The organism is Microbacterium sp. LEMMJ01 (assembly GCF_002114135.1).
Lineage (GTDB): Bacteria > Actinomycetota > Actinomycetes > Actinomycetales > Microbacteriaceae > Microbacterium.
On record NZ_NCTV01000024.1, the window covers coordinates 111773 to 134275 of the forward strand.

Sequence of the window (22503 nt, forward strand, 5' to 3'; positions counted from 1 at the left end):
CCGGATGCCCGAAGGACAGGTGCTCGAGTTCACGAATGTGACGAAGCGCTTCAACGAGGTGACGGCCGTCTCGGATTTCTCCGCCCGTGTCGAGCCCGGCGCCGTCACCGCCTTCCTCGGCCCCAACGGTGCCGGCAAGACGACGACCCTGCGCATCCTGCTCGGCCAGGTGCGCGCCACGTCCGGCACCGCCACGATCGGCGGGGCCGCCTATGCCGAGCTGCGGCAGCCGCTGCGCACGATCGGCGCCGTGCTGGAGGAGACGGCCTATCGGCCGCGCCGCACGGCGAGCCGTCAGCTCACCATCGCCGCGAAGGCCAACGGCATCCGCCTGGCCCGCGTCGACGAGGTCATCTCCCTCGTCGGCCTGGAGGGCGAGGCGGACACGCGCATCGGCGGGTTCTCGCTCGGCATGCGCCAGCGCCTCAGCGTCGCCCACGCGCTCCTCGGCGACCCCGGCGCCCTCGTCTTCGACGAGCCGGCGAACGGCCTCGACCCGGAGGGCATCCGCTGGATGCGGCTGCTGATGCGTCGCCTCGCCGACGAAGGGCGCACGGTGCTGGTCTCCTCCCACGTGCTCAGCGAGATCGAGCAGGTCGCCGACCACGTGCTCGTGCTCTCCAAGGGACGCCTCGTGCTGTCGAGCGGCATCGAGACCCTGGCCGATCCGGCCGGCGGCTCCGTGGTCGTCGACTCAGCCGATCGCCCCGGCCTCACGACCGCGCTGGTCGCCGCCGGGTTCGACATCGAAGTGCTCCGCTCCGGGCTGACCGTGCGCGGGACCGACGCCAGCCGCGTCGGCGCCGTCGCTGCGGACGCCGGTATCGCTCTCAGCACGCTCGTGCAGCGCGGCCCGACGCTGGAGGACGTCTTCATCGACCTCATGCGGGGCGGCCGCTTCGATACCGCCCCGGCGCTCGATCAGACGGAGGCTCCCGCCGAGGAGGATCCCGAGTCCGCGACCGCCGCCGAGGCTCCGGCAGAGGAGTCTGCGACGGACGGCCCGTCGACGGATGAAGCCGCAGGGACCGCCGCTGCGGCTCTCGCAGCCGGCGGTACCGCCGCGCTCGCGGACGACCTGATGCCTCAGGCCACGGGCCCTGTCACCGCCGAGACGATCGCCGACGACACCGCTCCGACCGACGAGGCGGAGGCCACCGCGGACGAGGATGCGACCCGGGCCCTTCCCGTCGTCGCCGCCGACGACGACGCGACCCGGGTCCTGCCCGTGGTCGACGCGACCGCAGACGCGCAGCCCGCGGATGCGGATGCCGACGCGGAGGCCGAGGACTCGCCGTCGTTCGACGACATCCTCTTCGGTGCGCCCGCGCCCGTCGCCGAGTCTCCGCGGCGGTCCTTCGCCGCCCTGTTCGCAGCCGCCTCCGCAGACGCGGAGACCGAGTCATCCGCGCAGCCGGCGGCGACGGAGGCTCCGGGCGAGACCGAGACCGAGGGCGAGACCGGGACCGAGTCCGAGTCCGAGTCGCCGTCGACGACCGACGAGACCCCCGCCGAGGCCGTCGGCTCCGCTGCCGATGCACCGGCCGACAGCACGAGCACCGACGCGCCCGACAGCGCCTCCGGTGGCGAGGAGCCCGCGGGCGTGGAGTTCTTCACCGGTCTGGACGCCTCGTCGGCGGACGATGAGATCGCGCCGTCCGAGGACACCGCCGAGGCCGCAGCGCAGGGCGAGGACGCCTCTCCTGCGTCCGACGACGACCCGCGATCGGCCGCCGTGAGCTCGATGCTGGCCGCCGCCGCACGCGCCTACTACGAGGACGAGCCGCGCGACTACCCGCTCGCTCCGGCGGAGGAGACGTCGTCCGGCGACGGGGCTCCGCAGGACGAGATCGCGAGCGACGAGTCCGCAGTCGATACGGAGACTCCGGCGGAGCAGCACGCCCCCGCGGACGACCGTGGCGACGAGCACCACGACGACGAGCACCACGGCTGAGCCCCCGCAGCAGAACGCCCTCCCGGTCGACCGGGAGGGCGTTCTGCATCCGGGATCAGGCCGGACGTGGTCGGATGACCGGGCGCCGACTGCCCTTCGACACCGGGGTCGGAGCCGTGGCGACGATCTCCTCGACCGTCGTGGGCTCCTCGGACACCGGGAGGCGCAGCGCCTGCGTCAGCGCCAGGCCGTGCCGTGTGGTCAGGATCAGACGGTTGTACTGCGGATCGCCCTCGAGATCGACGACCACGCTCGGACGTCGACGGCGGATCAGCACGAAGTCGAGGCTCCCCGCGGCCTTCCAGCTCCCGGCGGCCAGCACGCCCGGGATGTGGGTACCCGGATTCGGGACGCCGCGGAGCCAGGTCCAGGCGTCGTCTGTCAGCTGGACCTTGGTGATCGTGTCGCGCACGATGCGGACGTTCTCGCGGTGGAAGGTGGCGGCACGTTCGATGGGCGAGAGCACGACCTCGAGTTGCGTCTGGTCCAGCAACAACGTCACCATGCCCCCAGTCTGCCAGCGCCGTCCTCCCGGTTGGCTGGAAGTTGCTCACAGGAACGCAACGATCCCTTGTCGGAATCCCTCAGTCCTGCCCTCACGACTCCTTCGCGAGGACAGGCTCCCACGCACGAACAGGCGCTGCCGTGGGCGTAAGCCTGGCTCCGCGCGAAGGCCTGTTGCCGACGACCTTCGGGCCTGCAGGCGTTCGCGGGAGATCAGGCAACGGTGTCCAAGGGTGCCTGCCCCCGCGCGGCTGCCTGTTCTCACGCGAACGAGTCACGCGAACGAACAGCGGGAGCAGCGATCAGGGGCGCGCGGTGTGGGCGGCCTGGGCGGCGTGCGGCAGGGCGGCCTCGATGCGCTGGAGCTCGTCCTCGCCGTGCGCGGCGGTGAGGAACCAGGCCTCGAAGACGCTCGGCGGCAGCGCGACGCCGTGCTCGCGCATCGCGTGGAAGAACGCCGCGTACCGGAACGACTCCTGCGCCTGCGCCTCGGCGTAGTCGCGCGGGGCGGAGGCGCGGAACGAGGCGCTGAAGAGGTTGCCGGCGGAGGCGAGGGCGTGGGTCACTCCGGCCTCGGCGAGTGCGCGGTCGAGAGCCGACGAGACCCGAGCGGCTGCGGCGTCGACGGTCGCGTAGACCTCCGGCGTCGCGAGGCGGAGCGTGGCCAGGCCCGCGGCCACGGACAGCGGGTTCCCGGAGAGCGTCCCCGCCTGGTAGACGGGGCCAAGGGGCGCCAGGAGGTCCATGACCTCGGCACGGCCACCGAGCGCCGCCAGCGGCATACCGCCGCCGACGACCTTGCCGAAGGTGAGGATGTCGGGAAGGTAGTCCTCCCCCGCCTGCGCCTGGAGGCCCCAGAAGCCGGCCGGGTGCACCCGGAAGCCGGTGAGGACCTCGTCGAGGATCATGAGGGCGCCGTGGGCGTGCGCGGTCTCCGCGATGAGGCGGTTGAAGCCCGGGAGCGGGGGCACCACGCCCATGTTCGCGGCCGAGGCCTCCACGATGACGGCCGCGATGCGGGGACCGTGCTCGGCGAAGACGGCGGCGAGCGCCTCGGGGTCGTTGTAGCGGATCACGAGCGTCTGCGCGGCGATCGGTGCGGGCACGCCGGCAGAACCGGGTAGCGCGAGCGTGGCGACCCCGGAGCCCGCCTCGGCGAGCAGGCCGTCGGAGTGGCCGTGATAGTGGCCGGCGAACTTCACGAGCAGATCGCGGCCGGTCGCACCGCGGGCGAGGCGGATCGCGGTCATGGTGGCCTCGGTGCCCGTCGAGACGAGACGGACGCGCTCCACGGGACGGATCTCGCCGAAGCGGACGCGGTCGGCGATGAGCGCGGCGAGCTCGACCTCCCCCTCGGTCGGAGCGCCGAAGGAGAGCCCGCGGGTGGCGGCCTCCTGCACGGCGGCGACGACCTCGGGCTGCGCGTGTCCGAGCAGTGCGGGACCCCAGGAGGCGACGAGGTCGACGTACTCGCGACCCGCGGCGTCGGTCACGGTGGCGCCGCGCGCCGAGGCGAGGAACCGCGGCGTCCCGCCGACCGACCCGTAGGCCCGCACCGGAGAGTTCACCCCGCCGGGGATCACCGCACGGGCGGCAGAGAAAAGGTCGTCATTGCGGTCGGTCATCGAGGCTCCTCCGTGATGCACGGAACTCTCCCGGCATCCCTTCCAGGCTAACCCGCCGCGTCTCCCCCGGAGGCCGCCGGCCGACGAAGGCTCAGCCGCGCAGCCAGCGGGCTGCTTCGGTGGCCCAGTACGTCAGCACCGCATCGGCGCCCGCCCGGCGGATCGACAGCAGCGACTCGAGGACCGCGGCGCGCCGATCGATCCAGCCGTTCGCGGCGGCGGCCTCGATCATCGCGTACTCGCCCGACACCTGGTACGCCCAGACCGGGACGGTCACGGCGTCGCGGACCTCGCGGAGCACGTCGAGGAAGGCCATCGCCGGCTTCACCATGACGATGTCCGCGCCCTCGTCCTCGTCGACCAGCGCCTCCCGCACGCCCTCGCGACGGTTGCCGGGGTCGAGCTGATACGTGCGGCGGTCGCCCTGGAGCTGCGAGTCCACGGCTTCGCGGAACGGGCCGTAGAACGCGCTCGCGTACTTCGCGGCATACGCCAGGATCAGGGTGTCGGTGAAGCCCTCGGCGTCGAGCGCCTGACGGATCACGGCGACCTGGCCGTCCATCATCCCGGACAGCCCCAGCAGCTGCGATCCCGCGTGCGCCTGGGCGAGGGCCATCGAGGCGTATCGCTCCAGGGTCGCGTCGTTGTCCACCGAGCCGTCGGCGGCGAGGACGCCGCAGTGCCCGTGATCGGTGAACTCGTCGAGGCAGAGGTCGGTCTGCACGACGAGCGCGTCGCCGACCTCGGCCGCCAGCGCCTCGGTGGCGACGTTCAGGATGCCCTGCGGGTCGTCCGCGCCGGAGCCCCGGGCGTCGCGCACCGCGGGAACGCCGAACAGCATGACCCCGCCGACCCCGGCCTCCGCGGCCTCCACGGCCGCGGAACGCAGCGAGTCGATCGAGTGCTGGGCGACGCCGGGCATCGACCCGATGGCGACCGGCTCGCTGATGCCCTCGCGGACGAAGAGCGGGAGCACGAGCTGACGCGGCTCGAGAGAGGTCTCGCGCACGAGGTCGCGGACGGCGCGCGACTGACGCAGTCGGCGCAGGCGGATGTCGGGGAAGCTCACGGCGCGAACTCGTCTGCCGCGTGCGGAAGGGTGAACTGCGACACGGCCTCGATCAGCGCATCGATGGTCTGCCGGTCGGCGACCACCGAGACGGGCAGGCCGGCGCGCTCGGCGTCCTTGGCCGTCCGCGGGCCGATCGCCGCGAGCAGCGTCTCGTCCGGGATCTCGGGGAACTGCTCCCGCACCTGCTCGGCCACCGAACCGCTGGTGATGAGGATCGCGTTGATCCGGCCGTTCTCGACGTCGCGGCGGATGCGCTCCGTCACCGGCACACCGACCGTGCGATAGGCGACGACGCCGTGCACGTCGTGTCCCGCCTCGGACAGCAGGATGCTCAGGACGGGCTTGGCGATCTCGCTGCGCAGCGCCAGGATGCGGCGCGGCTCGTGCTCCAGAGCGATGAGCTGCTGCGCCATGCCCTGCGCGGAGTTGTCCTGTTCGGGGACCAGGGCCACCTCGTAGCCCACGGCCTGCAGCGCCGCGGCCGTCGTCTCCCCCACGGCCGCGATCTTCGTGGTCTTCGGCACGACGGCGCGGTGGGCGAACAGCACGTCCACCGTGGTCGCGCTCGTGACGGTCAGCCAGTCGAACTCGCCGGCCGCGAGCTGCTCCAGCGCACGGTCGAGGGTCGCCTGATCCGTGGTCGGAGCGAAGTTGATGAGCGGGGCGACGACGGGGACGGCGCCGAGAGCGCGGAGGCTCGCGGCGACGCTGTCGCCCCAGGGGCCGCCACGGGGCACGAGGATGCGCCAGCCGTCCAGCGGTCGGTCCTGCTTGCTTTCAGAAGTGGTCATGACAATTCGGATTGCTCTTGAGGGACGAGGTCGGCCGCCCCTTGATCGAGCAGCCGACGGGCAACAGCGAGCCCGAGCTCACGCGCTGCGTGCATCGGGTCTGCACCATCGGCAGCATCCGCACCATTGCCACTGCCGTTCCGATGAATATACTCCCCGTTCAGGGCTTCCGTGACGTCCAGACCGATCCGCCGACCGCCGTCCAGGGCGTAGACGACCGTCCTGACGCGGATCTCGGAGTCCTGGACGACGGCGTGCGCCGCCATGGGGGCTTGACAACCGGCATCCAGTCCCTCCAAGATGGCGCGCTCGACGGTGATCGCGAGCCGCGTCTCCCGATGATCCAGCGCCGACAGCGCCGTGCGCAGCTCCTCCGGCGCGTCCGCCCGTGTCTCGACCGCCAGGGATCCCTGGCCGGGAGCGGTCGGCCATTCCGCGAGGCCGAGCTCCTCGCGCTGCAGCGGCGAATCCGTGCCGAGTCGGGAGAGGCCGGCGGCGGCGAGGATCACGGCGTCCAGCTCTCCGGAAGTGACGCGCGCGAGGCGGGAGTCGACGTTGCCGCGGATGTCCACGACGTGGGCGCGAGGCGCACGGCGGTGGACCTGGGCGATACGTCGCGGCGACCCGGTACCCACGGCGCTCCCCGCCGGGAGCTCGTGCAGCGGGATGCCGTGTCGGGTGAGCACGACGTCGCGGGCATCCTCCCGTCGGGGCGTCGCGGCGATGACGAGCGACTCCGGCACCGCGGTGGGGAGGTCCTTGAGGGAGTGCACGAGGAAGTCGCACTCGCCGGCGAGGAGGGCTTCGCGGAGACGGGTGGCGAAGATGCCGAGGCCGCCGATCTCCGACAGCGAGGCGCGATTGGTGTCGCCCTCGCTGGTGATCGGGACGAGCTCGACGCGGCGGCCGGTGACCTTCTCGAGCGCGGCGGCGACGTGACCCGACTGCGCCTGCGCGAGCGCGCTGCGGCGGGTGCCGAGACGGATGGGGGTGCTCATGGCGCTTACTGCAGCACGTCCGCGATCTCGTCGAAGCGCAGGCGGCGCCCCGTGTAGAAGGGCACCTCCTCCTTCACGAACATGCGGGCGTCGGTGTAGCGGAGGTCGCGCATCATGTCGACGAGGTCGGTCAGCTCGTCGGCTTCCAGCGGCAGCAGCCACTCGTAGTCGCCGAGGGCGAAGGAGGCCACCGTGTTCGCGATGACGCCGGTGAACGCCGCACCCTTGCGCCCGTGGTCGGCGAGCATCGCGCGACGCTCGCTCTCCGGCGCGAGATACCACTCCGGCGTGCGGACGAACGGGTAGAGGCAGAGCCAGTCCTTGGGCTCGATGCCGCGGAGGAAGCCGGGGACGTGCGCGCGGTTGAACTCCGCGTCACGGTGGACACCTAGGACGTTCCACACCGGGAGGAGCGAGCGCAGCATCTCGGTGCGGCGCAGGCGGCGGAGAGCCTTCTGCAGCTCCTCGGCGGTGGCGCCGTGCAGCCACACCATGAGATCGGCGTCGGCCTTGAGCCCGGAGACGTCGTAGAAGCCGCGGACGGTGACGCCGGAGTCCTCGACGTGCGAGACGATCGACTCGAGCTCGGTCGCATCGTTCTCGGTGACGGGGGCGTCAGGATTGCGTCGCCAGACGGCCCAGAGGGTGTAACCGGACGGGTTCTCTTCGCGCAGGTCGGACATGATCCCAGTCTGCCCCCTTTGCCGAGGCGCCGCTAATCAGGGGAATACTGCCCCCGCCCGAGGGCGGTGCGGGGGGTGGCTCAGCGCGCGATGGCGCGGGCGATGGCCCACACGGCCCCGCCGACGGCGGCGGCGATCCCGACCGTCGCGGCGATCGCGGCAGCGGGATTGCGGTCCGCGAACGCACGCGCCTTGACGGCGGCGCGCGCCGACGCCTTCTCGACGCGCCGCGGGATGTTCCCCTTGACCTCGATGGCGGCGAGGGCCGCCTTCAGCTCGGCGCGCGCGGAGGCGACGGGGTCGACGATTCCCGCGGGGACCGCGGTACGCGGCAGCGACTCAGGGGTGCTCATCGCCGGCCTCCTTCACGATTCGGATGTCTTCGGCCACGGCCTGTGCGGGGTTCTGGCGACGGAGCACCTTGCGGAACTTCAGGATGCCGAGCAGTGCGAACAGCAGCACGGCGATGATGAGGATGCCGAACACCGCCAGCGCGGACAGCCAGACCGGCCACCACGACGACAGTCCCGCGATCGCGAAGACGAGGATGACGGGCACGGCCCAGAACAGGAAGAACAGCGCGACGAGGAACCAGACGGAGCCGACCCCCGCGTCCTTCGCGGTGCGCGACACCCACGCCTTGGCCGCGTCGATCTCGGCCTTGACGAGATTGGTGACGAGCTCCGGCAGGTCGCCGAGCAGAGTCAGCAGACTGTCGTCGGCGCGATCCCGATATCCGCGGGGCATGTCAGTCGTCGGACTTCCGCGGGGCGGGCTTCTTCGCGGCCGGCTTCGCCACGGCGGGCTTCTGGGCCTCGGCGGCGCGCTCCTTGACCTCGTCGACCGCGTCCTCCGCGGCGTCCGAGATCTCCTCGGCCGCGTCCTTGCCGGAGGCGATGACGGCATCGAGCTTCTGCCCGGGCGTGCCGTCCCCGGTGACCGACTTCACGATCTTCACGGCACCGGTCCAGACGGCTCCCGGGACCGCGGCGGCCTTGTCGCCGACGAAGCCCTTGACCTTGTCGACGCGCTCCTGCACGGGGTCGGTGTTCCAGACCTTCAGCCACTGCGTCTTGATCTGCTCGTAGCGCTCGCGTCCTGCGCGGGTGCCGAGCACATAGCCGACGCCGAGTCCGACGACGAGTCCGATCTTCCCCTTCATGGGGTCTCCTCACGTTGTTCCGGCTGTGGTCCGTCCCGGGGGACGCCGATCGCCCGCGTCTCCACCGCGATCAGGTACCCAGCGTAACGCCGTATGCCGTTTTCGGCATCAATCGATCAGAGGGTTGACACAGAGGCGTCGAGCGCACTCGCGCGTGCTCGGCGGACGCTCAGTCCCAGAGGAGAGCGCGGCGCAGGCGGTCCGCCTCCTCCGCAGCGTCGGGCACGACCTGCGCGAGCCCCGTGCCCGCGAGCCAGGCGCCCACAGCGGCCAGTCCTGGCACGGCCTGCACGGCCTGACGCGCTGCGGCACGCCGCTCCCCCGAGCCGATGATCGACGCGGGCTGCGCCTGCACGAAGCGCCCACGATGACCCGCCACGACCTGGGCGGGCGACAGCGGGACGCCCAGGAGCGCCGAGGCCTCCCGACGGGCGAGGTCAATTGCGGCCTCGTCCTCCAGCGCCGCGGTGGCCGCCGGTTCCCCCTGCGCGCCGAAGGAGACGCGGACCACCTCGCGGTCGCCCGCGGCCTCCCGCACCCACGACCACTTCGCCGTGGAGTGTGTGAGCGCCTTCGCCGTGTGGCTGTGCGGAACGGTGAGCACGCCGGTGCCGCGGGGCGGGGTGCGCAGCGCCGGCGCGTCGAGCAGCAGACTGATGATCTCGATCTCGGGGGCGGGCGCGGCGTCGGCGGCCGCGAGGGCGGGTACGGCGCCCGCGAGCAGCTCCCGCGCGCCGTGCTCGGAGGTCGCGACGATCACGGCGTCGGCGACGAGCTCCGCCTCCTGGGTCGCCTCCTCCCCCTCGATCGGCTCGTCTGCGGCGGGCTCCTCGACCACGATGCGCCAGGTCGTGCCGTCGGTGGTGAGGCGACGGGCCCGGACGCGAGTACGCACGGTCGCACCGAGTTCGTCGAGGTCGGCCGCGAGGGCGTCGACGAGCACGCTCATGCCGCCGACGAGGCCCTCGACGGCGGCACCGGGGGTCTTCGCGCCGCGCGACGCACCCTCTCCGCGGAGGGCCAGCACCGCACCGGACAGCGATCCGACGCGGGTGAGGGCGGCGTTGAGCCCGGGGGCGGCGACATCGATGTCCACGTCGTCCGGGGATGCCGAGTAGACGCCCGTGGTGACGGGGGCGACGAGGCGGTCGCGCACCTTCTCCCCCATGCGCGAGGCGACGAGGCGGCCGAGGCTCAGCTGGTGCCCGATCGTGAGCGGCGGTCGCACCCGGTCGAGGTAGGCCCGCCAGGCGCCGGACCAGCCGATGATGCGGCGGACGTCGTCCTGGAACGGGTTGCCGGGGATGCCGAGGATGCCGCCGGCCGGAAGCGGAGCCGCGCCGCCGCCGGGGAGCCCGGCGAGCCACGCCCCTCCCGCCTGCGGCGTCACGACGCGGTCGGAGAGGCCGAGGTCGTCCACGAGGGCGCGGACGTGCCCGCCCTTCGTCGCGTAGCTCTCCGCCCCGGCGTCGACGACGACTCCGTCCAGGGCGACCCTGCGTATCACGCCGCCCAGGGCCTCGGACCCCTCGAGCAGCGTCACCCGCATGCCGACCTTCGCGCACTCACGGGCGGCCACCAGTCCGCCGACGCCGCCTCCCACCACGACGACGTGCTTCTGTGCGGCACGGGCGGCCAGGTCGGCCGGTTCGGCGGGTGCGGGGCGCTCAGGGCTCATGCCTCCATCCTTTCACCGCCCCTGTGCTTCGAATCGCCCGATTGGCCGGATAATCGCCGCGGATGCAGCCAGGTACGCGATTCGAGCGGAGGTCAGGCCCGACTACGCTTGCGGACCTCGCGGAGGACGATCTGCTCGGGGCAAACGGTGGAGAGGAAGTCGCCGACCGAGAGGGCCAGGCGTTCGCCGACGAGCGAGTAGAAGATGCGATTGGCGTCGCGACGCTCGGAGACGAGGCCCGCCTGCCGCAGCACGCTCAGGTGCCGGGAGATGGTCGGCCCGCTCGCGGAGAACCGCGACGCGATCTCCCCGGCGGCGAGCTCCCCCTCCTTGAGGTCCTGCAGGATCTGCCGCCGGGTGGGATGGGCGAGCGCCGCGAAGATGTCGGATGCGCTGTCGGCCATGCTTGCAATATAGCACCTTCGCTAGATACAGTTTCGCCAGATAGCTAATTAGCGAAGGAGAACACCATGAAGGTCGCCATCACCGGAGGCAGTGGATTCGTCGGCCGCGCCCTCGCCGATCGCCTGGAGGAGCCCGTGGTGATCTCCCGACGCTCCGGCACGGACATCACGGACGTCGATGCGCTGACCGCAGCCTTCGCCGGATGCGACGCCGTGGCCCACTGCGCCGGGATCAACCGGGAGATCGGCGACCAGACCTTCCGGCGTGTGCACGTGGAGGGGACGGCCGCCGTCGTCGAAGCCGCTCGCCGCGCCGGTGTCCGACGCCTCGTCATGGTGAGCTTCCTCCGCGCCCGTCCCGACTGCGGCTCCGGCTACCACGAGTCGAAGTGGGAGGCCGAGGAGATCGTCCGCGGCTCCGGGCTGCCGCACACGATCCTGAAGTCCGGGATGATCTACGGCCCCGGCGATCACATGGTCGATCACGTGACCCGCGCCGTCCGCACCCTCCCCTTCTTCTGGACGGTCGGCTACCGCGAACGCACCGCCCGCCCGGTCCCGGTCGAGGATGCCGCGGACGTGCTGGTGGCCGCGCTGGAGGGGCGGATCCCGGAGCCGACGGTCGCGGTGATGGGCGCGGACGAGGTGACGCTCGGAGAGGCCATCCGCCGGATCGCCCGTGTCGCCGGACGCCGCCCCGCCTTCCTCCCGGTGCCGACCTGGGTCGTGCGGGTGCTCGCGCAGCTCACGGAGTGGACCATGGTCGTGCCCCTGGTGGCGAAGGCGCAGGCGCGGATGCTCGCGGAGGGTGTGAGCGAGCCGGCGCCGTGGGCACCGGAGCCGCCGGAGGGTATCCGCCCCTCACGACCGTTCGACGACGACAGCATCCGCGCGGCACTGCCCACCGGGCGCTTCGGCCTGTCGGACCTGCGGATGGCGCGCGCGCTTCGAATCGCGTGAATGGCTGCATCTGGGCCGCAGATGCAGCAAAGCAGGCGATTCGAACGGAGGTCAGCCGGCGTGCACGAGCTCGACGATGCGCGTGAGCTGGTCGGGGTCGGTCTCCGGGGGCACGCCGTGGCCGAGGTTGAGGATGTGCCCGCGGGCCGCGCGACCGCGCTCGAGCACGTCGCGGACATGCGCCTCGAGCACCGGCCACGGCGCGCCGAGGAACGCGGGGTCGATGTTGCCCTGCACCGACACGTCGGGGCCGAGGATCGCGGCGGCCTCATCGAGGGGCAGCCGCCAGTCGACCCCCACGCCGTCCGCGATGCCGTCGAGCCGCATGTCGCCGAGGAAGGGCCCGGTGCCGACGCCGAAGTGGATGGTCGGGACGCCGATGCCGTCCAGAGCCGTGCGGGAGTGCGGCGCCACGAAGGTGCGGTAGTCGGCGGGGCTGAGGGAGCCCGCCCAGCTGTCGAAGAGCTGCACGACCGCGGCGCCGGCATCGCGCTGCGTCTCCAGGAACCGCCGCGAGATCTGCGCCAGCCAGCCCGCGAGACGGTGCCAGGCCTCGGGCTCCGCATGCATCATGCCGCGGGCGCGCAGGTGCTCCTTGGACGGACCGCCCTCGACGAGGTACGCGGCGAGGGTGAAGGGCGCCCCCGCGAAGCCGATGACCGGAGTGTCGCCGAGCTCCGCGACGACGATGCCGACGGCCTCCGCGATGGCGCTGCCGTCCAGGCTCTCCGGGTCGATGGCCGTGATGCGGTCGACGTCCGCGACCGTCCGCACCGGGTTCGCGAAGACGGGGCCGCGGCCGGGCTCGATCTCGACCTCCACGCCGGCGAGACGCAGCGGGATGACGATATCGCTGAAGAACACCGCCGCGTCGACGCCGTGCCGTCGCACCGGCTGGAGGGTGATCTCGGCGGCGAGGTCGGGGGTGAGGCAGGCGTCGAGCATCCTCGTGCCGACCCGCAGCTCCCGGTACTCGGGCAGGGAGCGGCCGGCCTGGCGCATGAACCAGACCGGAGCGGTGGCGGGGCGGTCGCCGGTGAGGGCGCGCAGCAGCGGGGCGTCGGAGAGTGCCATGCCCCCATCCTCCCATCCGGCGTATAGGGAGCAGCCGAGTCCCGGGTTCGGATGCTCGGGTACAATCGAAGGGTGCTGCTGTGTGTGACGGCGAGTCACAAGACCGCCTCCTTCGAACTGCTCGAACGCCTGAGCCGCACCCCCGACGACGTCGCTCCCACCATCGTGGGCATGGCGCCGTGCGTGCAGGGTGCCGTGGTCCTGGCGACGTGCAACCGCTTCGAGGCGTACGTGGAGATGGACGAGCCGGTGACCGCGGCCGGCGCCATCGGCGTGGAAGCCGTCATCGAGGCGGTCGAGTCCGCCACCGGAATCCCCGCTGCCGACCTCGACGGCGCCTACGCCGTGCACTCCGGTCGCCGCGTCGCCGAGCACCTCTTCTCCGTCGCCTCCGGCCTCGAGTCCGTCGTCTCCGGTGAGGGCGAGATCGCCGGCCAGGTCCGTCGGGCGCTGAAGTCCGCCCGGAAGGACGGCACCACCTCCCCCGAGCTCGAGCGGCTGTTCCAGCGCGCGAGCCAGGCGCAGCGCAAGGTCAAGAACGTCACCGCCCTCGGCCGCGCCGGTCGCTCGCTCGCTCGTCTCGCGCTGGAGCTCGCCGACAGCCGCATCGCCGACTGGTCCGCAGAGCGCGTGCTGCTGGTCGGCACGGGCGCCTACGCGGCCGTCACCCTCGCGACGCTGCGCGAGCGCGGCGCCGTCGACATCTCCGTCTACTCTCCCTCCGGCCGCGCGGAGATCTTCGCAGCCAAGCACGACATCCGCCCGGTGCCGGCCGAGGAGTACGCGCGCACGGCGGCGCACTCCACGCTGCTGATCACCTGCACCACCGCGACCGAGCCCGTGCTCGGCCCCGTGCACCTGCAACTCCCGGTCGGCCTCGCCGCCGCGGGCTGCCCCGTCGCCGCGACCAGCGGCACCACCGGTGTCCCGAGCCGGCTGGTGGTCGACCTCGGCATGCCGCGGAACGTCGACCCGGCCGTGGCTGCGCTGGAGGGCGTCGCGCTGCTCGACCTGGAGACCATCCGCCTGCACGCCCCGCTGGAGGAGCTGCAGGCGACGGACGCCGCCCGGAGCGTCGTCCGCGAGGCCGCGGAGACCTTCCACGTGGTCGGTGCCCGCCAGAGCGTGACCCCGTCGGTCGTCGCCTTCCGCTCGCACATCTTCGAGCTGCTGGAGCGCGAGATCGACCGCGCCCGCGCCCGTGGTGACGAGGACGGCAAGGTCGAGCAGGCGCTGCGGCACCTCTCGGGCGTGCTGCTGCACACGCCGACCGTGCGGGCTCATGAGCTCGCCGCCGCCGGTCGCGCGGACGAGTTCGCCGCCGCGCTCGCGACGCTGTACGGGATCACCCCTGCCGCGGACACGGTCGAGGACGCCGCAACAGCCTGATCCGGCGGGGTGGGAGACTGGAGGCATGGCCCTTCACATCACCGGAGACACCGCCGCCGACGCCCTGCTGACCGAGAACTCGACGGCTCTGCTCATCGGCATGCTGCTGGACCAGCAGATCCCCATGGAGACCGCGTTCACCGGACCGCTCAAGATCGAGCAGCGGACGGGAGCCGCGGATGCTGCGGCGATCGCGGGCATGGCACCCGAGGAGTTCCTGGAGGCCTTCCGCCAGACCCCCGCGGTGCACCGGTTCCCCGGCTCCATGGCGACGCGGGTGCAGACCCTGTGCCAGGCGCTCGTCGACGACTGGGACGGGGATGCCGCCGCCCTCTGGACGCGCCCGTCGACAGACTCAGGGACCCAGCCGAGCGGTGCCGAGGTACTCAGACGACTCAAGGCCCTTCCCGGCTTCGGCGAGCAGAAGGCGAAGATCTTCCTCGCCCTCCTCGGCAAGCAGTACGGGTTCACCGGCGAGGGCTGGCGGGAGGCTTCGGCGCCCTACGGCGAGGACGGGTCGTACCGCAGCGTCGCCGACATCGTGTCGCCGGAGTCGCTGACGAAGGTGCGCGAGTACAAGAAGGCGATGAAGGCCGCGGCGAAGGCGGCGAAGTAGTGCAGCCGACCGGGGACGACGTCGCGGGCCTGATCGCCCGCTCCTCCCCGGCCGTGCGTCGCCGTGATGCGGAGACGCTGACCGCTCTCCTGCAGGACATCACCGGGCGCGAGCCGCAGACCTGGGGGTCGATCATCGGGTTCGGCTCCTGCCATTACCGCTATCCCACCGGGACGGAGGGCGACAGCGGCATTCTGAGCTTCGCCCCCCGGAAGGCCGCGACCACGATCTACCTCCTCGACGGGGTGGACGCCCACGCGGAGGCTCTCGGCGCGCTCGGCCCGCACACGACGGGGGTGGGCTGCCTCTACCTCAAGGACCTCGACGAGGTCGACCTCGACGTGCTGCGCGGGATCCTCGAGCGTTCGCGCGCCTGGGTCGAGTCCGGCGGCGACGCGCGCATGCAGCTGACGGTCACGTCGTAGCTCCCCCTCTCCTGCCGCCGAGACCCCGGGTTCCCGCCGAAACCCCGGCGTGCGGACGTGCGGAGTCCGGGGTCTCGGCGGGAAGGCGGGGTCTCAGGTGGTAGCCACCCCCTCGTCAACCTGCACGCGCTGTGCGTCCGCCGCGTGACGACGCCACCGCCGATCGTGCGTCACCGTGACGACGGCGGCGGGGTGGTCCGCGAGAGCGTGCTCGAGCTGCTCCACGAACTCGGGATCGAGATGGTTCGTCGGCTCATCGAGCAGCAGCAGATCGAATGGCGACGACAGGGCGACCGCGAGATCCAGCCGCCGACGCTGCCCGACGGAGAGAGCCCGCACGTCGCGGTCCACCTCCGACCCGCGGAAGAGTCCATGAGCCAGGAGAGCGTCGTGCGCATCCGCCGGCGGCGTCCCGGTCCGAGCCGCGAAGACCTCGACGGCGGAACCCCGCGGGCGCGTATCGACCTCCTGCCGGAGGAACGCGATCCGCAGCCCGTCCCCGCGGACGAGCGTCCCGGATGCGGGGAGGAGCTCGCCGGCGAGGAGACGGAGGAGTGTCGTCTTCCCGGCTCCGTTCGGCCCGGTCACGAGCCACCGCGAACCGGCCTCGATCGTCCATTGCGACACGGCGAGCCGTCGTCCGGGTTCGCGGAGGGACACGGCATCGAGCGTCAGGAGCGGGTCGTCGAGCGGTGCGCGATCCTCTGCCGCGACCGTGAACCGCAGGGGCTCGGGCGGCGCCGGGCACGGGTTCTCCCGCAGCCGCGACAACCTCTCCTTCGCCATGCGGATGCGCCCGACGGCCCCGTGGTCGCGGCTCCGCGCCCGGAACGCGCCGTGACCGAAGCCGTCGAGCTCGAGCTTGCGCGGGATCGCCTGCAGCCGGAACGCGTTGGCGGCGAGCAGGGCGTCGGTGCGGGCGACCTCGGCCTTCCACTCCTCGTGGCGCGCGACCGCCGCCCGGCGTTCGGCCTCGCGCGCCCGCAGGAACCCGGCGTAACCATCGCCGTAGCGCCGGATCCGACCGTCCTCCACCTGCACGACAGCGGTCGCGAAACGGTCCAGGACGTCACGGTCGTGCGTCACGACCACCAGCGCTCCCCGGTGCGCCGCGAGACGGTCCTCGAGCCAGGTCAGCGCCCGGTCATCGAGGTCGTTCGTGGGCTCGTCCAGGAGCAGCAGCTCGGCTCCGGAAGAGAGGGCGACCGCGAGAGCGAGCCGCGCCCGCTCTCCGCCCGATAGCGTGGCCACCGATCGCCCGCGGTCCAGCCCGCCCACCCCGAGCTGTTCGAGGGCGGTGTCGATGCGACGGTCGACCTCGTATCCGCCGCGGGACTCGAAACGGTCCTGCAACAGGGCCACGGCGGCCATCTGCTGCGCACGCTCGGAAGGGGTCGCGGCGGCGAGGAGGTCGTACGCACGGGCGAGGTCGTGCTCCAGCGCGCGGAGGTCGCCGAGGAGCTCGTCGATGGCGTCGGCCACTGTCGCTCCGTCCGCGAACACCGGGTTCTGCCGGGCATGCGCGATCCCGCCGGGGAGGTCGAGCCGCACCTCCCCGGACGTCGGCGCGAGAACACCGGCGAGCAGATCGAGCAGCGTCGACTTCCCGGCGCCGTTGTCGCCGATGACGGCGAGGCGGTCGGCGGGGCCGACGACGAGGTCGATCCGGTCCAGGACGAGTCGGTCGGCGAACCGGACGGAGGCGGCCTGCAGCGCGCACTCGCGATGAGCGCGGGCCGAGGAGTCGGAAGGGGTCGAGAGTACAGGGAACATGAGGGATCCTCTCCAGCGGCGCACGCGCACCGCCGGGATCTGCGTCGATGACGCGGGGAACAGGAACCTCGACCGCACCCGGAGTCGGGCGCGTTCGCTCAGGACCCACCGCGGAGAAGAGCTCTCGACGCGGCGTCCCGATCTAGCGAATCAGAGTACCCACGAGGAGCGACCATAGCAGGGTCGCTCAGCGCCCGCCAGACCCCGCTTTCTCGGCGAGACCCCGACGTACCCCCGCACGCGCCCCGGGGTCTCGGCGAGAACCCGGGGTCTCGGCGTCAACGGCGACGGCGAGGGAGGGAGGAGAGGGAGGAGAGGCGGGAGTGGGCGGCGGGGACGGCGAAGAGGAGGACGATCGCGAGGACGATGCCGCGGACGATCCAGAGGCCGGGCTCCCAGATCACCTCGTAGTTCCCGGGAAGACCGAGGAACGCGGCGATGATCGATCCCCACGACGCGCGGCCGCTGCTGTCCGTGTCGATCGAGAGTCCGCCCACGATGCTCAGCACGCCGAGGCTCAGCAGCACGATCGGCATGATGAGGGCGCCGGGCTTCGCCTCCCCGCGCGCGATCAGGCGGATCACCGTCACGAGCGAGACGAGCGGAAACACGAAGAAGAACCAGACGAGGGCGCCGAGCAGCAGCCCCACGACGATGAAGACCGGCACCCAGAGGAGCATCCAAGGGCCTTCGTCGGCGACGAAGTAGTCCGGGTCGCGGAGGATCGCGACGACGAAGCCCGCCAGGGTCCCCAGCGGGAGCACCGCCAGCACCCACCAGAACACGGCCTTCGGCACGCGTTTCCGGTCCCCCAGCCGCGTCATCACGATCTGGATGATGACCGCGGCGGCGAGCGCCGGGAGGCCGAACATCGCGATGATGGGCCCGGCGCCGTCGTTCTCCCGCAGGTCGAGCACCGTGAGGATCATCCACGACACGGCGAGCGCCCCGAGCACGATGGCCGCGACCGGACGCACGGGGGAGGCTTCTCCCCGTGCGTCGGCTCCCCCCGGTGCCGACACGTCAGGCGCCGCGGAGGCGCTCCGCCAGGTAGGCGTGCAGCTCGTCGATCGGGACGCGCTCCTGCGCCATCGTGTCGCGGTCGCGCACGGTCACGGCACGGTCGTCGAGCGAGTCGAAGTCGACCGTGACGCAGAACGGCGTGCCGATCTCGTCCTGGCGGCGGTAGCGACGACCGATCGCACCGGCGTCGTCGAAGTCGACGGCCCACGAACCGCGGAGTGTGTCGGCCACCTCGCGGGCGAGCGGCGACAGGTTCTCGTTGCGCGACAGCGGGAGCACCGCCGCCTTGACCGGAGCCAGGCGCGGGTCGAGCTTGAGCACGGTGCGGGTGTCGGTGCCGCCCTTGGCGTTGGGCACCTGCTCCTCGACGTACGCGTCGACGAGGAAGGCCATCATCGCGCGGGTGAGTCCGAACGACGGCTCGATCACGTACGGCGTGTAGCGCTCGCCCGTGGCCTGGTCGAAGTACGTCAGGCTCTGGCCGGAGGCCTCGCTGTGGCTGGAGAGGTCGTAGTCGGTGCGGTTGGCGACGCCCATGAGCTCGCCCCACTCCTTGCCCGCGAAGCCGAAGCGGTACTCGACGTCGATGGTGCCGGCCGAGTAGTGCGCGCGGTCCTCCTCCGGCACGTCGAACTGCCGCATGTTCTCCGGGTCGATGCCGAGGTCGATGAACCAGTTCCAGCACGCCTCGACCCAGTGGTCGAACCACTGCGGCGCCTCGGCGGGCGGCGTGAAGAACTCGATCTCCATCTGCTCGAACTCGCGGGTGCGGAAGATGAAGTTGCCGGGGGTGATCTCGTTGCGGAACGCCTTGCCGACCTGGCCGATGCCGAACGGCGGCTTCTTGCGGCTCGCGGTGAGCACGTTCGAGAAGTTCACGAAGATGCCCTGCGCGGTCTCGGGGCGCAGGTAGTAGAGGCCGGACTCGTCGTCGACGACGCCGAGGTAGGTCTTCACCAGACCGGAGAAGGCCTTCGGCTCGGTGTACTGCCCCTTGGTGCCGCAGTTCGGGCAGGGGATGTCGGCGAGACCGTTCTCGGCCTTGCGACCCTTGCGCGCCTCGAAGTCCTCGATGAGGTTGTCGGCACGGAAGCGCTTGTGGCACTGCAGGCACTCGACGAGCGGGTCGGTGAAGGTCGCGACGTGACCCGAGGCCTCCCACACGCGCTTCGGCAGGATGATGCTGGAGTCGAGACCGACCATGTCGCCGCGGCCGCGCACGAAGGTCTGCCACCACTGCCGCCGGATGTTCTCCTTCAGCTCGGTGCCGAGGGGTCCGTAGTCCCAGGCCGACCGGGAACCGCCGTAGATCTCACCCGCCTGGAACACGAAACCGCGGTGGCGGGCGAGGGCGATGACCTTGTCGAGGCGGGACTGTTCGGCCACGGTGGCTCCAATGGTCGGATGCGGAGAATGCCCGTGAGCACGGGCACCCCCATTCTATCCGGGGCGGGAGCGCAACCCCTGGCTGCGGGACCCGCGGGAGGAGTACCGTCCCACGCATGAGCACCACCGCGCAGCCGCCCGCCTCCCGCGACGAGGACACCCGCTTCTTCGGACAGCCGTGGTCGCTCGTGCACATCTTCGGCGTGGAGATGTGGGAGCGCTTCAGCTTCTACGGCATGCAGGGCATCCTGCTCATCTACCTGTACTTCTCGGTGGCCGATGGCGGTCTCGGCCTTCCGGAGGCGGTGGCGGGCGGGATCGTCGGCGCGTACGGCGGCTCGGTGTACCTGTCCACCATCCTCGGGGCCTGGCTCGCCGATCGGCTGTTCGGCTCCGAGCGGGTGCTGTTCGTCAGCGCCATCGTCATCGTCTCGGGCCACCTCGCCCTCGCCCTCCTGCCGGGATTCGTCGGCGTGGGGGTCGGACTCGTGCTCGTGGCCCTCGGCTCGGGAGGCCTGAAGGCGAACGCGACGTCGGTCGTGGGGACGCTGTACCGTCCGGACGACGTGCGGCGCGACGCCGGGTTCTCGCTGTTCTACCTCGGCATCAACCTGGGCGCGTTCCTCGGTCCGATCCTCACCGGGCTGCTGCAGTCGACCCTGGGCTTCCACTGGGGATTCGGCCTCGCCGCCCTCGGCATGACCCTGGGTCTCGTGCAGTACTCGTTCGGCCGCCGCGGCCTGCCCGCCTCCGCGCGCGCGGTGCCGAACCCGCTCCCCCGCTCGCGCTATCCGCTGGTCGCCGGCATCGCCGTCGGCGCGGTCGTCGTCATCGCGGTGCTCGTGCTGACCGGGGTCATCCAGGCCGACAACCTCGCCACCATCGTGATCGTGGTCACGGTGGTCGCCGCCGTCGCCTACTTCGCGGTGATCCTCGGCAGTCGCCGTATCGACGCCACCGAGCGCTCGCGTGTCTGGGGCTTCCTGCCGCTGTTCCTCACCAGCGTCGCGTTCTGGTCGCTGTACCAGCAGCAGTTCACGGTGCTGACGATCTACTCCGACAAGCGCCTCGACCGCGACCTGTTCGGGTGGGAGATGCCGGTGTCGTGGGTGCAGTCGATCAACCCGGTGTTCATCATCATCCTGTCCGGGGTCTTCGCGGCCATCTGGACGAAGCTGGGGACGCGTCAGCCGTCGACCCCCGTCAAGTTCGGGCTGGCCGCGATCATCATGGGCTCCGCGTTCCTGCTGTTCCTGCCGTTCTCCGGCGGTGGTGCGAACTCGACGCCGCTGCTCGCGATCGTCGGCATCCTCTTCGTGTTCACGGTCGCCGAGCTGTTGCTCTCGCCCGTGGGGCTGTCGGTGACGACGAAGCTCGCCCCGGCCGTGTTCCACACGCAGATGGTCGCGCTGTTCTTCCTGTCGATTGCCCTCGGCACCGCCATCTCGGGCGAGCTCGTGAAGTTCTACGATCCGGAGAACGAGGTGCCGTACTTCTCGATCCTCGGCGGCATCGCGATCCTCGTCGGCATCGGCCTGCTGCTGAGCGTGAAGCCCGTGCTGCGGCTCATGCGGGGCGTGCGGTGACGGCCCCGGCGATCACGCGGTGAAGAGGTAGCCCCGGCCGGTCTCGAAGCCCGCGATGTGGAGGCCGCTGCCGAGCAGCCCCTCCATCTGCGCGCGCAGCCGCAGCCGCCACTCGTGCGCGGCCGCCGGGTCGGACTCCCGCATGCCCTCGATGTCGTCCGGGATCTCCAGCGTCTCGACGACGGCGTCCTCCGCCGGGGGCTTGGCGATGTCCGCGAGCGCCCACTCGACGTCGAGGCGGTCGCTCTCGTCGCCCGCGTCGCCGCCGCCGAAGATGCCGTACCGGTTCACCGAGTAGCCCGTGGCGCGCGCGCCGAGGACGGTGAGGAAGAAGTGCGCGTTCCGGGCGACCAGCGGGTCGAAGGTCCAGGTGATGCGGCCGACGTCGCGGGAGAACGCCCACTGCCGCTGGTGCTCCTTGAGCTCACGGCCCCATCCGCGCCCCCGGTACTCGGGCAGCAGAGCCGTGATGTGCGAGTGCATGGCGCGACGGGCCGGTTCGCCGAAGAAGGCGATCGAGGCGCCGACCATGCGCTCCTCGTCGCCCTCGCCGTCGAAGAAGCCGACGACGTAGTTGCCCGACTGCTGCAGGGCACGGAGGGTCCCGGCGTCCACCACGCGCTGCGGGCCCCGGATGGAGTCGAGCAGGCTCTGGGCGTCGAGGATGAGTTCAACGGTGTCGAGATCGCGGATGGTTCGCACGATCCCAGTCTGCCCCTCCTCCGCCCGTTCGCGGAAACCGACTCCGGCTCACCGGTACGGGAAGGCCTCGCCCCCACCCGCGGCGAGCGCCTCCGCGACGATGCGGAGGTGGTCCTCGGCCATGTCCGCCGGCAGCGGCGGCAGGATCCCGTCCCAGAACGCGAGCACCGCGCCGCGGCCCTGCATCATCCCGGCAGGACGACCCAGCGCCCACATGTGCATGTGCGCGGAGCCGTCGTTCCAGCGCCCGAAGTGACAGCGGGCGACGCCGGGGATGCTCTTCACCGCCTCGGACACGCGCTGCATCAGCGGCCCGAGCGCGGCGAGCACGTCCTGCGGGGCGTTCTCCAGGAGCCAGTGCTCGCGCGGTGCGACGCCGCCGATGAAGGGCAGACCGCCGACGTCCCACCCGGCGCGCACCTGCCAGAGGTCGTCGTGCCAGATGGTGTGCACGCTCGGACCGCAGTGGCCGCACGCGGCCGGATCGTGCTCGCCGGCGCGGGGCTTCTCCGGCACGAGCATCGGCTCGAGCGGCCGCATCGTGACGCTCTCGAACGCCCAGGGCAGACCCTCCGCGAGCGCCGAGGCGTCGAGCACCTCGCCGATCGGGAGCCGGCGGTGGTATGCGGTGTCGGCGGGGTGCTGCGCGGGCGCGGTGTCGTCGGTCATCCGGCCATGCAACCACATCGGCCCCTCCC

General features: G+C 71.8%; 23 protein-coding genes. 6 read left to right on the top strand and 17 right to left on the bottom strand.

Annotation, left to right across the window (positions count from 1 at the left end):
- Positions 1–4 precede the first annotated feature (4 nt).
- Positions 5–1954 carry an ATP-binding cassette domain-containing protein gene (locus B7W94_RS18255; protein ID WP_085605581.1) on the top strand — a complete coding sequence of 650 codons (1950 nt, stop codon included), beginning with the start codon at positions 5–7 and terminating at the stop codon, positions 1952–1954.
- A gap of 55 nt (positions 1955–2009) precedes the next feature.
- Here B7W94_RS18255 and B7W94_RS07250 read toward each other — a convergent pair whose 3' ends face one another.
- From B7W94_RS07250 to B7W94_RS07300, 11 genes are all read right to left on the bottom strand, one after another.
- Positions 2010–2459, bottom strand: a complete 450-nt coding sequence (locus tag B7W94_RS07250; protein ID WP_025104866.1) for a hypothetical protein — start codon at positions 2457–2459, stop codon at positions 2010–2012.
- A gap of 301 nt (positions 2460–2760) precedes the next feature.
- Positions 2761–4083: a glutamate-1-semialdehyde 2,1-aminomutase gene (gene hemL, locus B7W94_RS07255; RefSeq protein ID WP_085605583.1), complete on the bottom strand. Its 1323-nt coding sequence runs from the start codon at positions 4081–4083 to the stop codon at positions 2761–2763.
- Between the two features lie 91 nt (positions 4084–4174).
- A complete protein-coding gene (hemB, locus tag B7W94_RS07260; RefSeq protein ID WP_085605585.1) occupies positions 4175–5152 on the bottom strand; it encodes a porphobilinogen synthase in 978 nt (325 codons plus the stop codon).
- Positions 5149–5946, bottom strand: a complete 798-nt coding sequence (locus tag B7W94_RS07265) for a uroporphyrinogen-III synthase (protein ID WP_025104869.1) — start codon at positions 5944–5946, stop codon at positions 5149–5151. Before B7W94_RS07265 ends, hemB begins: the two co-directional genes overlap by 4 nt.
- Entirely contained in the window at positions 5943–6944 is a 1002-nt protein-coding gene (gene hemC, locus B7W94_RS07270; protein WP_085605587.1) for a hydroxymethylbilane synthase, read from the bottom strand. Before hemC ends, B7W94_RS07265 begins: the two co-directional genes overlap by 4 nt.
- A gap of 5 nt (positions 6945–6949) precedes the next feature.
- Entirely contained in the window at positions 6950–7630 is a 681-nt protein-coding gene (gene hemQ / locus B7W94_RS07275; RefSeq protein ID WP_085605589.1) for a hydrogen peroxide-dependent heme synthase, read from the bottom strand.
- Between the two features lie 77 nt (positions 7631–7707).
- Positions 7708–7980: a hypothetical protein gene (locus B7W94_RS07280; protein WP_025104872.1), complete on the bottom strand. Its 273-nt coding sequence runs from the start codon at positions 7978–7980 to the stop codon at positions 7708–7710.
- Entirely contained in the window at positions 7967–8374 is a 408-nt protein-coding gene (locus tag B7W94_RS07285; protein WP_025104873.1) for a phage holin family protein, read from the bottom strand. Before B7W94_RS07285 ends, B7W94_RS07280 begins: the two co-directional genes overlap by 14 nt.
- Position 8375: 1 nt before the next feature.
- Positions 8376–8789: a hypothetical protein gene (locus B7W94_RS07290; protein ID WP_085605591.1), complete on the bottom strand. Its 414-nt coding sequence runs from the start codon at positions 8787–8789 to the stop codon at positions 8376–8378.
- A 169-nt stretch (positions 8790–8958) separates the two neighbouring features.
- Entirely contained in the window at positions 8959–10467 is a 1509-nt protein-coding gene (locus B7W94_RS07295) for a protoporphyrinogen/coproporphyrinogen oxidase (RefSeq protein WP_085605593.1), read from the bottom strand.
- 92 nt (positions 10468–10559) lie between these two features.
- The gene (locus B7W94_RS07300) at positions 10560–10871 is read right to left on the bottom strand and encodes a metalloregulator ArsR/SmtB family transcription factor (protein WP_029989796.1); all 312 of its coding nucleotides are present in this window, start codon (positions 10869–10871) and stop codon (positions 10560–10562) included.
- A 66-nt stretch (positions 10872–10937) separates the two neighbouring features.
- Here B7W94_RS07300 and B7W94_RS07305 point away from each other — a divergent pair, with 66 nt between their 5' ends.
- Positions 10938–11831, top strand: coding sequence for an NAD(P)H-binding protein (locus B7W94_RS07305; protein WP_085605595.1), 894 nt, complete (start codon positions 10938–10940; stop codon positions 11829–11831).
- A 51-nt stretch (positions 11832–11882) separates the two neighbouring features.
- Here the strand turns inward: B7W94_RS07305 and hemE are convergent, their stop codons facing one another.
- On the bottom strand, positions 11883–12905 hold the full coding sequence (gene hemE / locus B7W94_RS07310) for a uroporphyrinogen decarboxylase (RefSeq protein WP_085605597.1): 1023 nt from the start codon (positions 12903–12905) through the stop codon (positions 11883–11885).
- A 72-nt stretch (positions 12906–12977) separates the two neighbouring features.
- Here hemE and B7W94_RS07315 point away from each other — a divergent pair, with 72 nt between their 5' ends.
- The 3 genes from B7W94_RS07315 to B7W94_RS07325 are packed head-to-tail and all read left to right on the top strand — an operon-like array spanning position 12978 to position 15335.
- Positions 12978–14294 carry a glutamyl-tRNA reductase gene (locus tag B7W94_RS07315; RefSeq protein ID WP_085605599.1) on the top strand — a complete coding sequence of 439 codons (1317 nt, stop codon included), beginning with the start codon at positions 12978–12980 and terminating at the stop codon, positions 14292–14294.
- 25 nt (positions 14295–14319) lie between these two features.
- The gene (locus B7W94_RS07320) at positions 14320–14910 is read left to right on the top strand and encodes an HhH-GPD-type base excision DNA repair protein (protein WP_085605601.1); all 591 of its coding nucleotides are present in this window, start codon (positions 14320–14322) and stop codon (positions 14908–14910) included.
- A complete protein-coding gene (locus B7W94_RS07325) occupies positions 14910–15335 on the top strand; it encodes a DUF1801 domain-containing protein (RefSeq protein WP_085605603.1) in 426 nt (141 codons plus the stop codon). Before B7W94_RS07320 ends, B7W94_RS07325 begins: the two co-directional genes overlap by 1 nt.
- Before the next feature lie 93 nt (positions 15336–15428).
- On the opposite strand, the gene B7W94_RS07330 is transcribed toward B7W94_RS07325, so the two are convergent.
- From B7W94_RS07330 to B7W94_RS07340, 3 genes are all read right to left on the bottom strand, one after another.
- Positions 15429–17108 carry an ABC-F family ATP-binding cassette domain-containing protein gene (locus B7W94_RS07330; RefSeq protein ID WP_085605605.1) on the bottom strand — a complete coding sequence of 560 codons (1680 nt, stop codon included), beginning with the start codon at positions 17106–17108 and terminating at the stop codon, positions 15429–15431.
- Between the two features lie 278 nt (positions 17109–17386).
- Positions 17387–18085: a hypothetical protein gene (locus B7W94_RS07335; RefSeq protein ID WP_085605607.1), complete on the bottom strand. Its 699-nt coding sequence runs from the start codon at positions 18083–18085 to the stop codon at positions 17387–17389.
- A gap of 46 nt (positions 18086–18131) precedes the next feature.
- A complete protein-coding gene (locus B7W94_RS07340; protein ID WP_025104883.1) occupies positions 18132–19517 on the bottom strand; it encodes a glycine--tRNA ligase in 1386 nt (461 codons plus the stop codon).
- Between the two features lie 116 nt (positions 19518–19633).
- On the opposite strand from B7W94_RS07340, the gene B7W94_RS07345 reads away from it, so the two are divergent.
- Positions 19634–21103, top strand: a complete 1470-nt coding sequence (locus B7W94_RS07345; protein WP_025104884.1) for a peptide MFS transporter — start codon at positions 19634–19636, stop codon at positions 21101–21103.
- A gap of 12 nt (positions 21104–21115) precedes the next feature.
- On the opposite strand, the gene B7W94_RS07350 is transcribed toward B7W94_RS07345, so the two are convergent.
- Both B7W94_RS07350 and B7W94_RS07355 read right to left on the bottom strand, forming a co-directional pair.
- Positions 21116–21805 (bottom strand): GNAT family N-acetyltransferase, encoded by a 690-nt coding sequence (locus tag B7W94_RS07350; protein ID WP_025104885.1) that lies wholly within the window; start codon positions 21803–21805, stop codon positions 21116–21118.
- 48 nt (positions 21806–21853) lie between these two features.
- Positions 21854–22474: a hypothetical protein gene (locus B7W94_RS07355; protein ID WP_085605609.1), complete on the bottom strand. Its 621-nt coding sequence runs from the start codon at positions 22472–22474 to the stop codon at positions 21854–21856.
- Between the last annotated feature and the right edge of the window lie 29 nt (positions 22475–22503).

Bases quoted from the DNA above. Each gene is read 5' to 3' on its own strand.
- B7W94_RS18255 (WP_085605581.1), top strand. From the start codon at position 5: ATGCCCGAAGGACAGGTGCTCGAGTTCACGAATGTGACGAAGCGCTTC.
- B7W94_RS07250 (WP_025104866.1), bottom strand. From the start codon at position 2,459: ATGGTGACGTTGTTGCTGGACCAGACGCAACTCGAGGTCGTGCTCTCG.
- hemL (WP_085605583.1), bottom strand. From the start codon at position 4,083: ATGACCGACCGCAATGACGACCTTTTCTCTGCCGCCCGTGCGGTGATC.
- B7W94_RS07265 (WP_025104869.1), bottom strand. From the start codon at position 5,946: ATGACCACTTCTGAAAGCAAGCAGGACCGACCGCTGGACGGCTGGCGC.
- hemC (WP_085605587.1), bottom strand. From the start codon at position 6,944: ATGAGCACCCCCATCCGTCTCGGCACCCGCCGCAGCGCGCTCGCGCAG.
- B7W94_RS07280 (WP_025104872.1), bottom strand. From the start codon at position 7,980: ATGAGCACCCCTGAGTCGCTGCCGCGTACCGCGGTCCCCGCGGGAATC.
- B7W94_RS07285 (WP_025104873.1), bottom strand. From the start codon at position 8,374: ATGCCCCGCGGATATCGGGATCGCGCCGACGACAGTCTGCTGACTCTG.
- B7W94_RS07290 (WP_085605591.1), bottom strand. From the start codon at position 8,789: ATGAAGGGGAAGATCGGACTCGTCGTCGGACTCGGCGTCGGCTATGTG.
- B7W94_RS07295 (WP_085605593.1), bottom strand. From the start codon at position 10,467: ATGAGCCCTGAGCGCCCCGCACCCGCCGAACCGGCCGACCTGGCCGCC.
- B7W94_RS07300 (WP_029989796.1), bottom strand. From the start codon at position 10,871: ATGGCCGACAGCGCATCCGACATCTTCGCGGCGCTCGCCCATCCCACC.
- B7W94_RS07305 (WP_085605595.1), top strand. From the start codon at position 10,938: ATGAAGGTCGCCATCACCGGAGGCAGTGGATTCGTCGGCCGCGCCCTC.
- hemE (WP_085605597.1), bottom strand. From the start codon at position 12,905: ATGGCACTCTCCGACGCCCCGCTGCTGCGCGCCCTCACCGGCGACCGC.
- B7W94_RS07320 (WP_085605601.1), top strand. From the start codon at position 14,320: ATGGCCCTTCACATCACCGGAGACACCGCCGCCGACGCCCTGCTGACC.
- B7W94_RS07330 (WP_085605605.1), bottom strand. From the start codon at position 17,108: ATGTTCCCTGTACTCTCGACCCCTTCCGACTCCTCGGCCCGCGCTCAT.
- B7W94_RS07345 (WP_025104884.1), top strand. From the start codon at position 19,634: ATGAGCACCACCGCGCAGCCGCCCGCCTCCCGCGACGAGGACACCCGC.
- B7W94_RS07355 (WP_085605609.1), bottom strand. From the start codon at position 22,474: ATGACCGACGACACCGCGCCCGCGCAGCACCCCGCCGACACCGCATAC.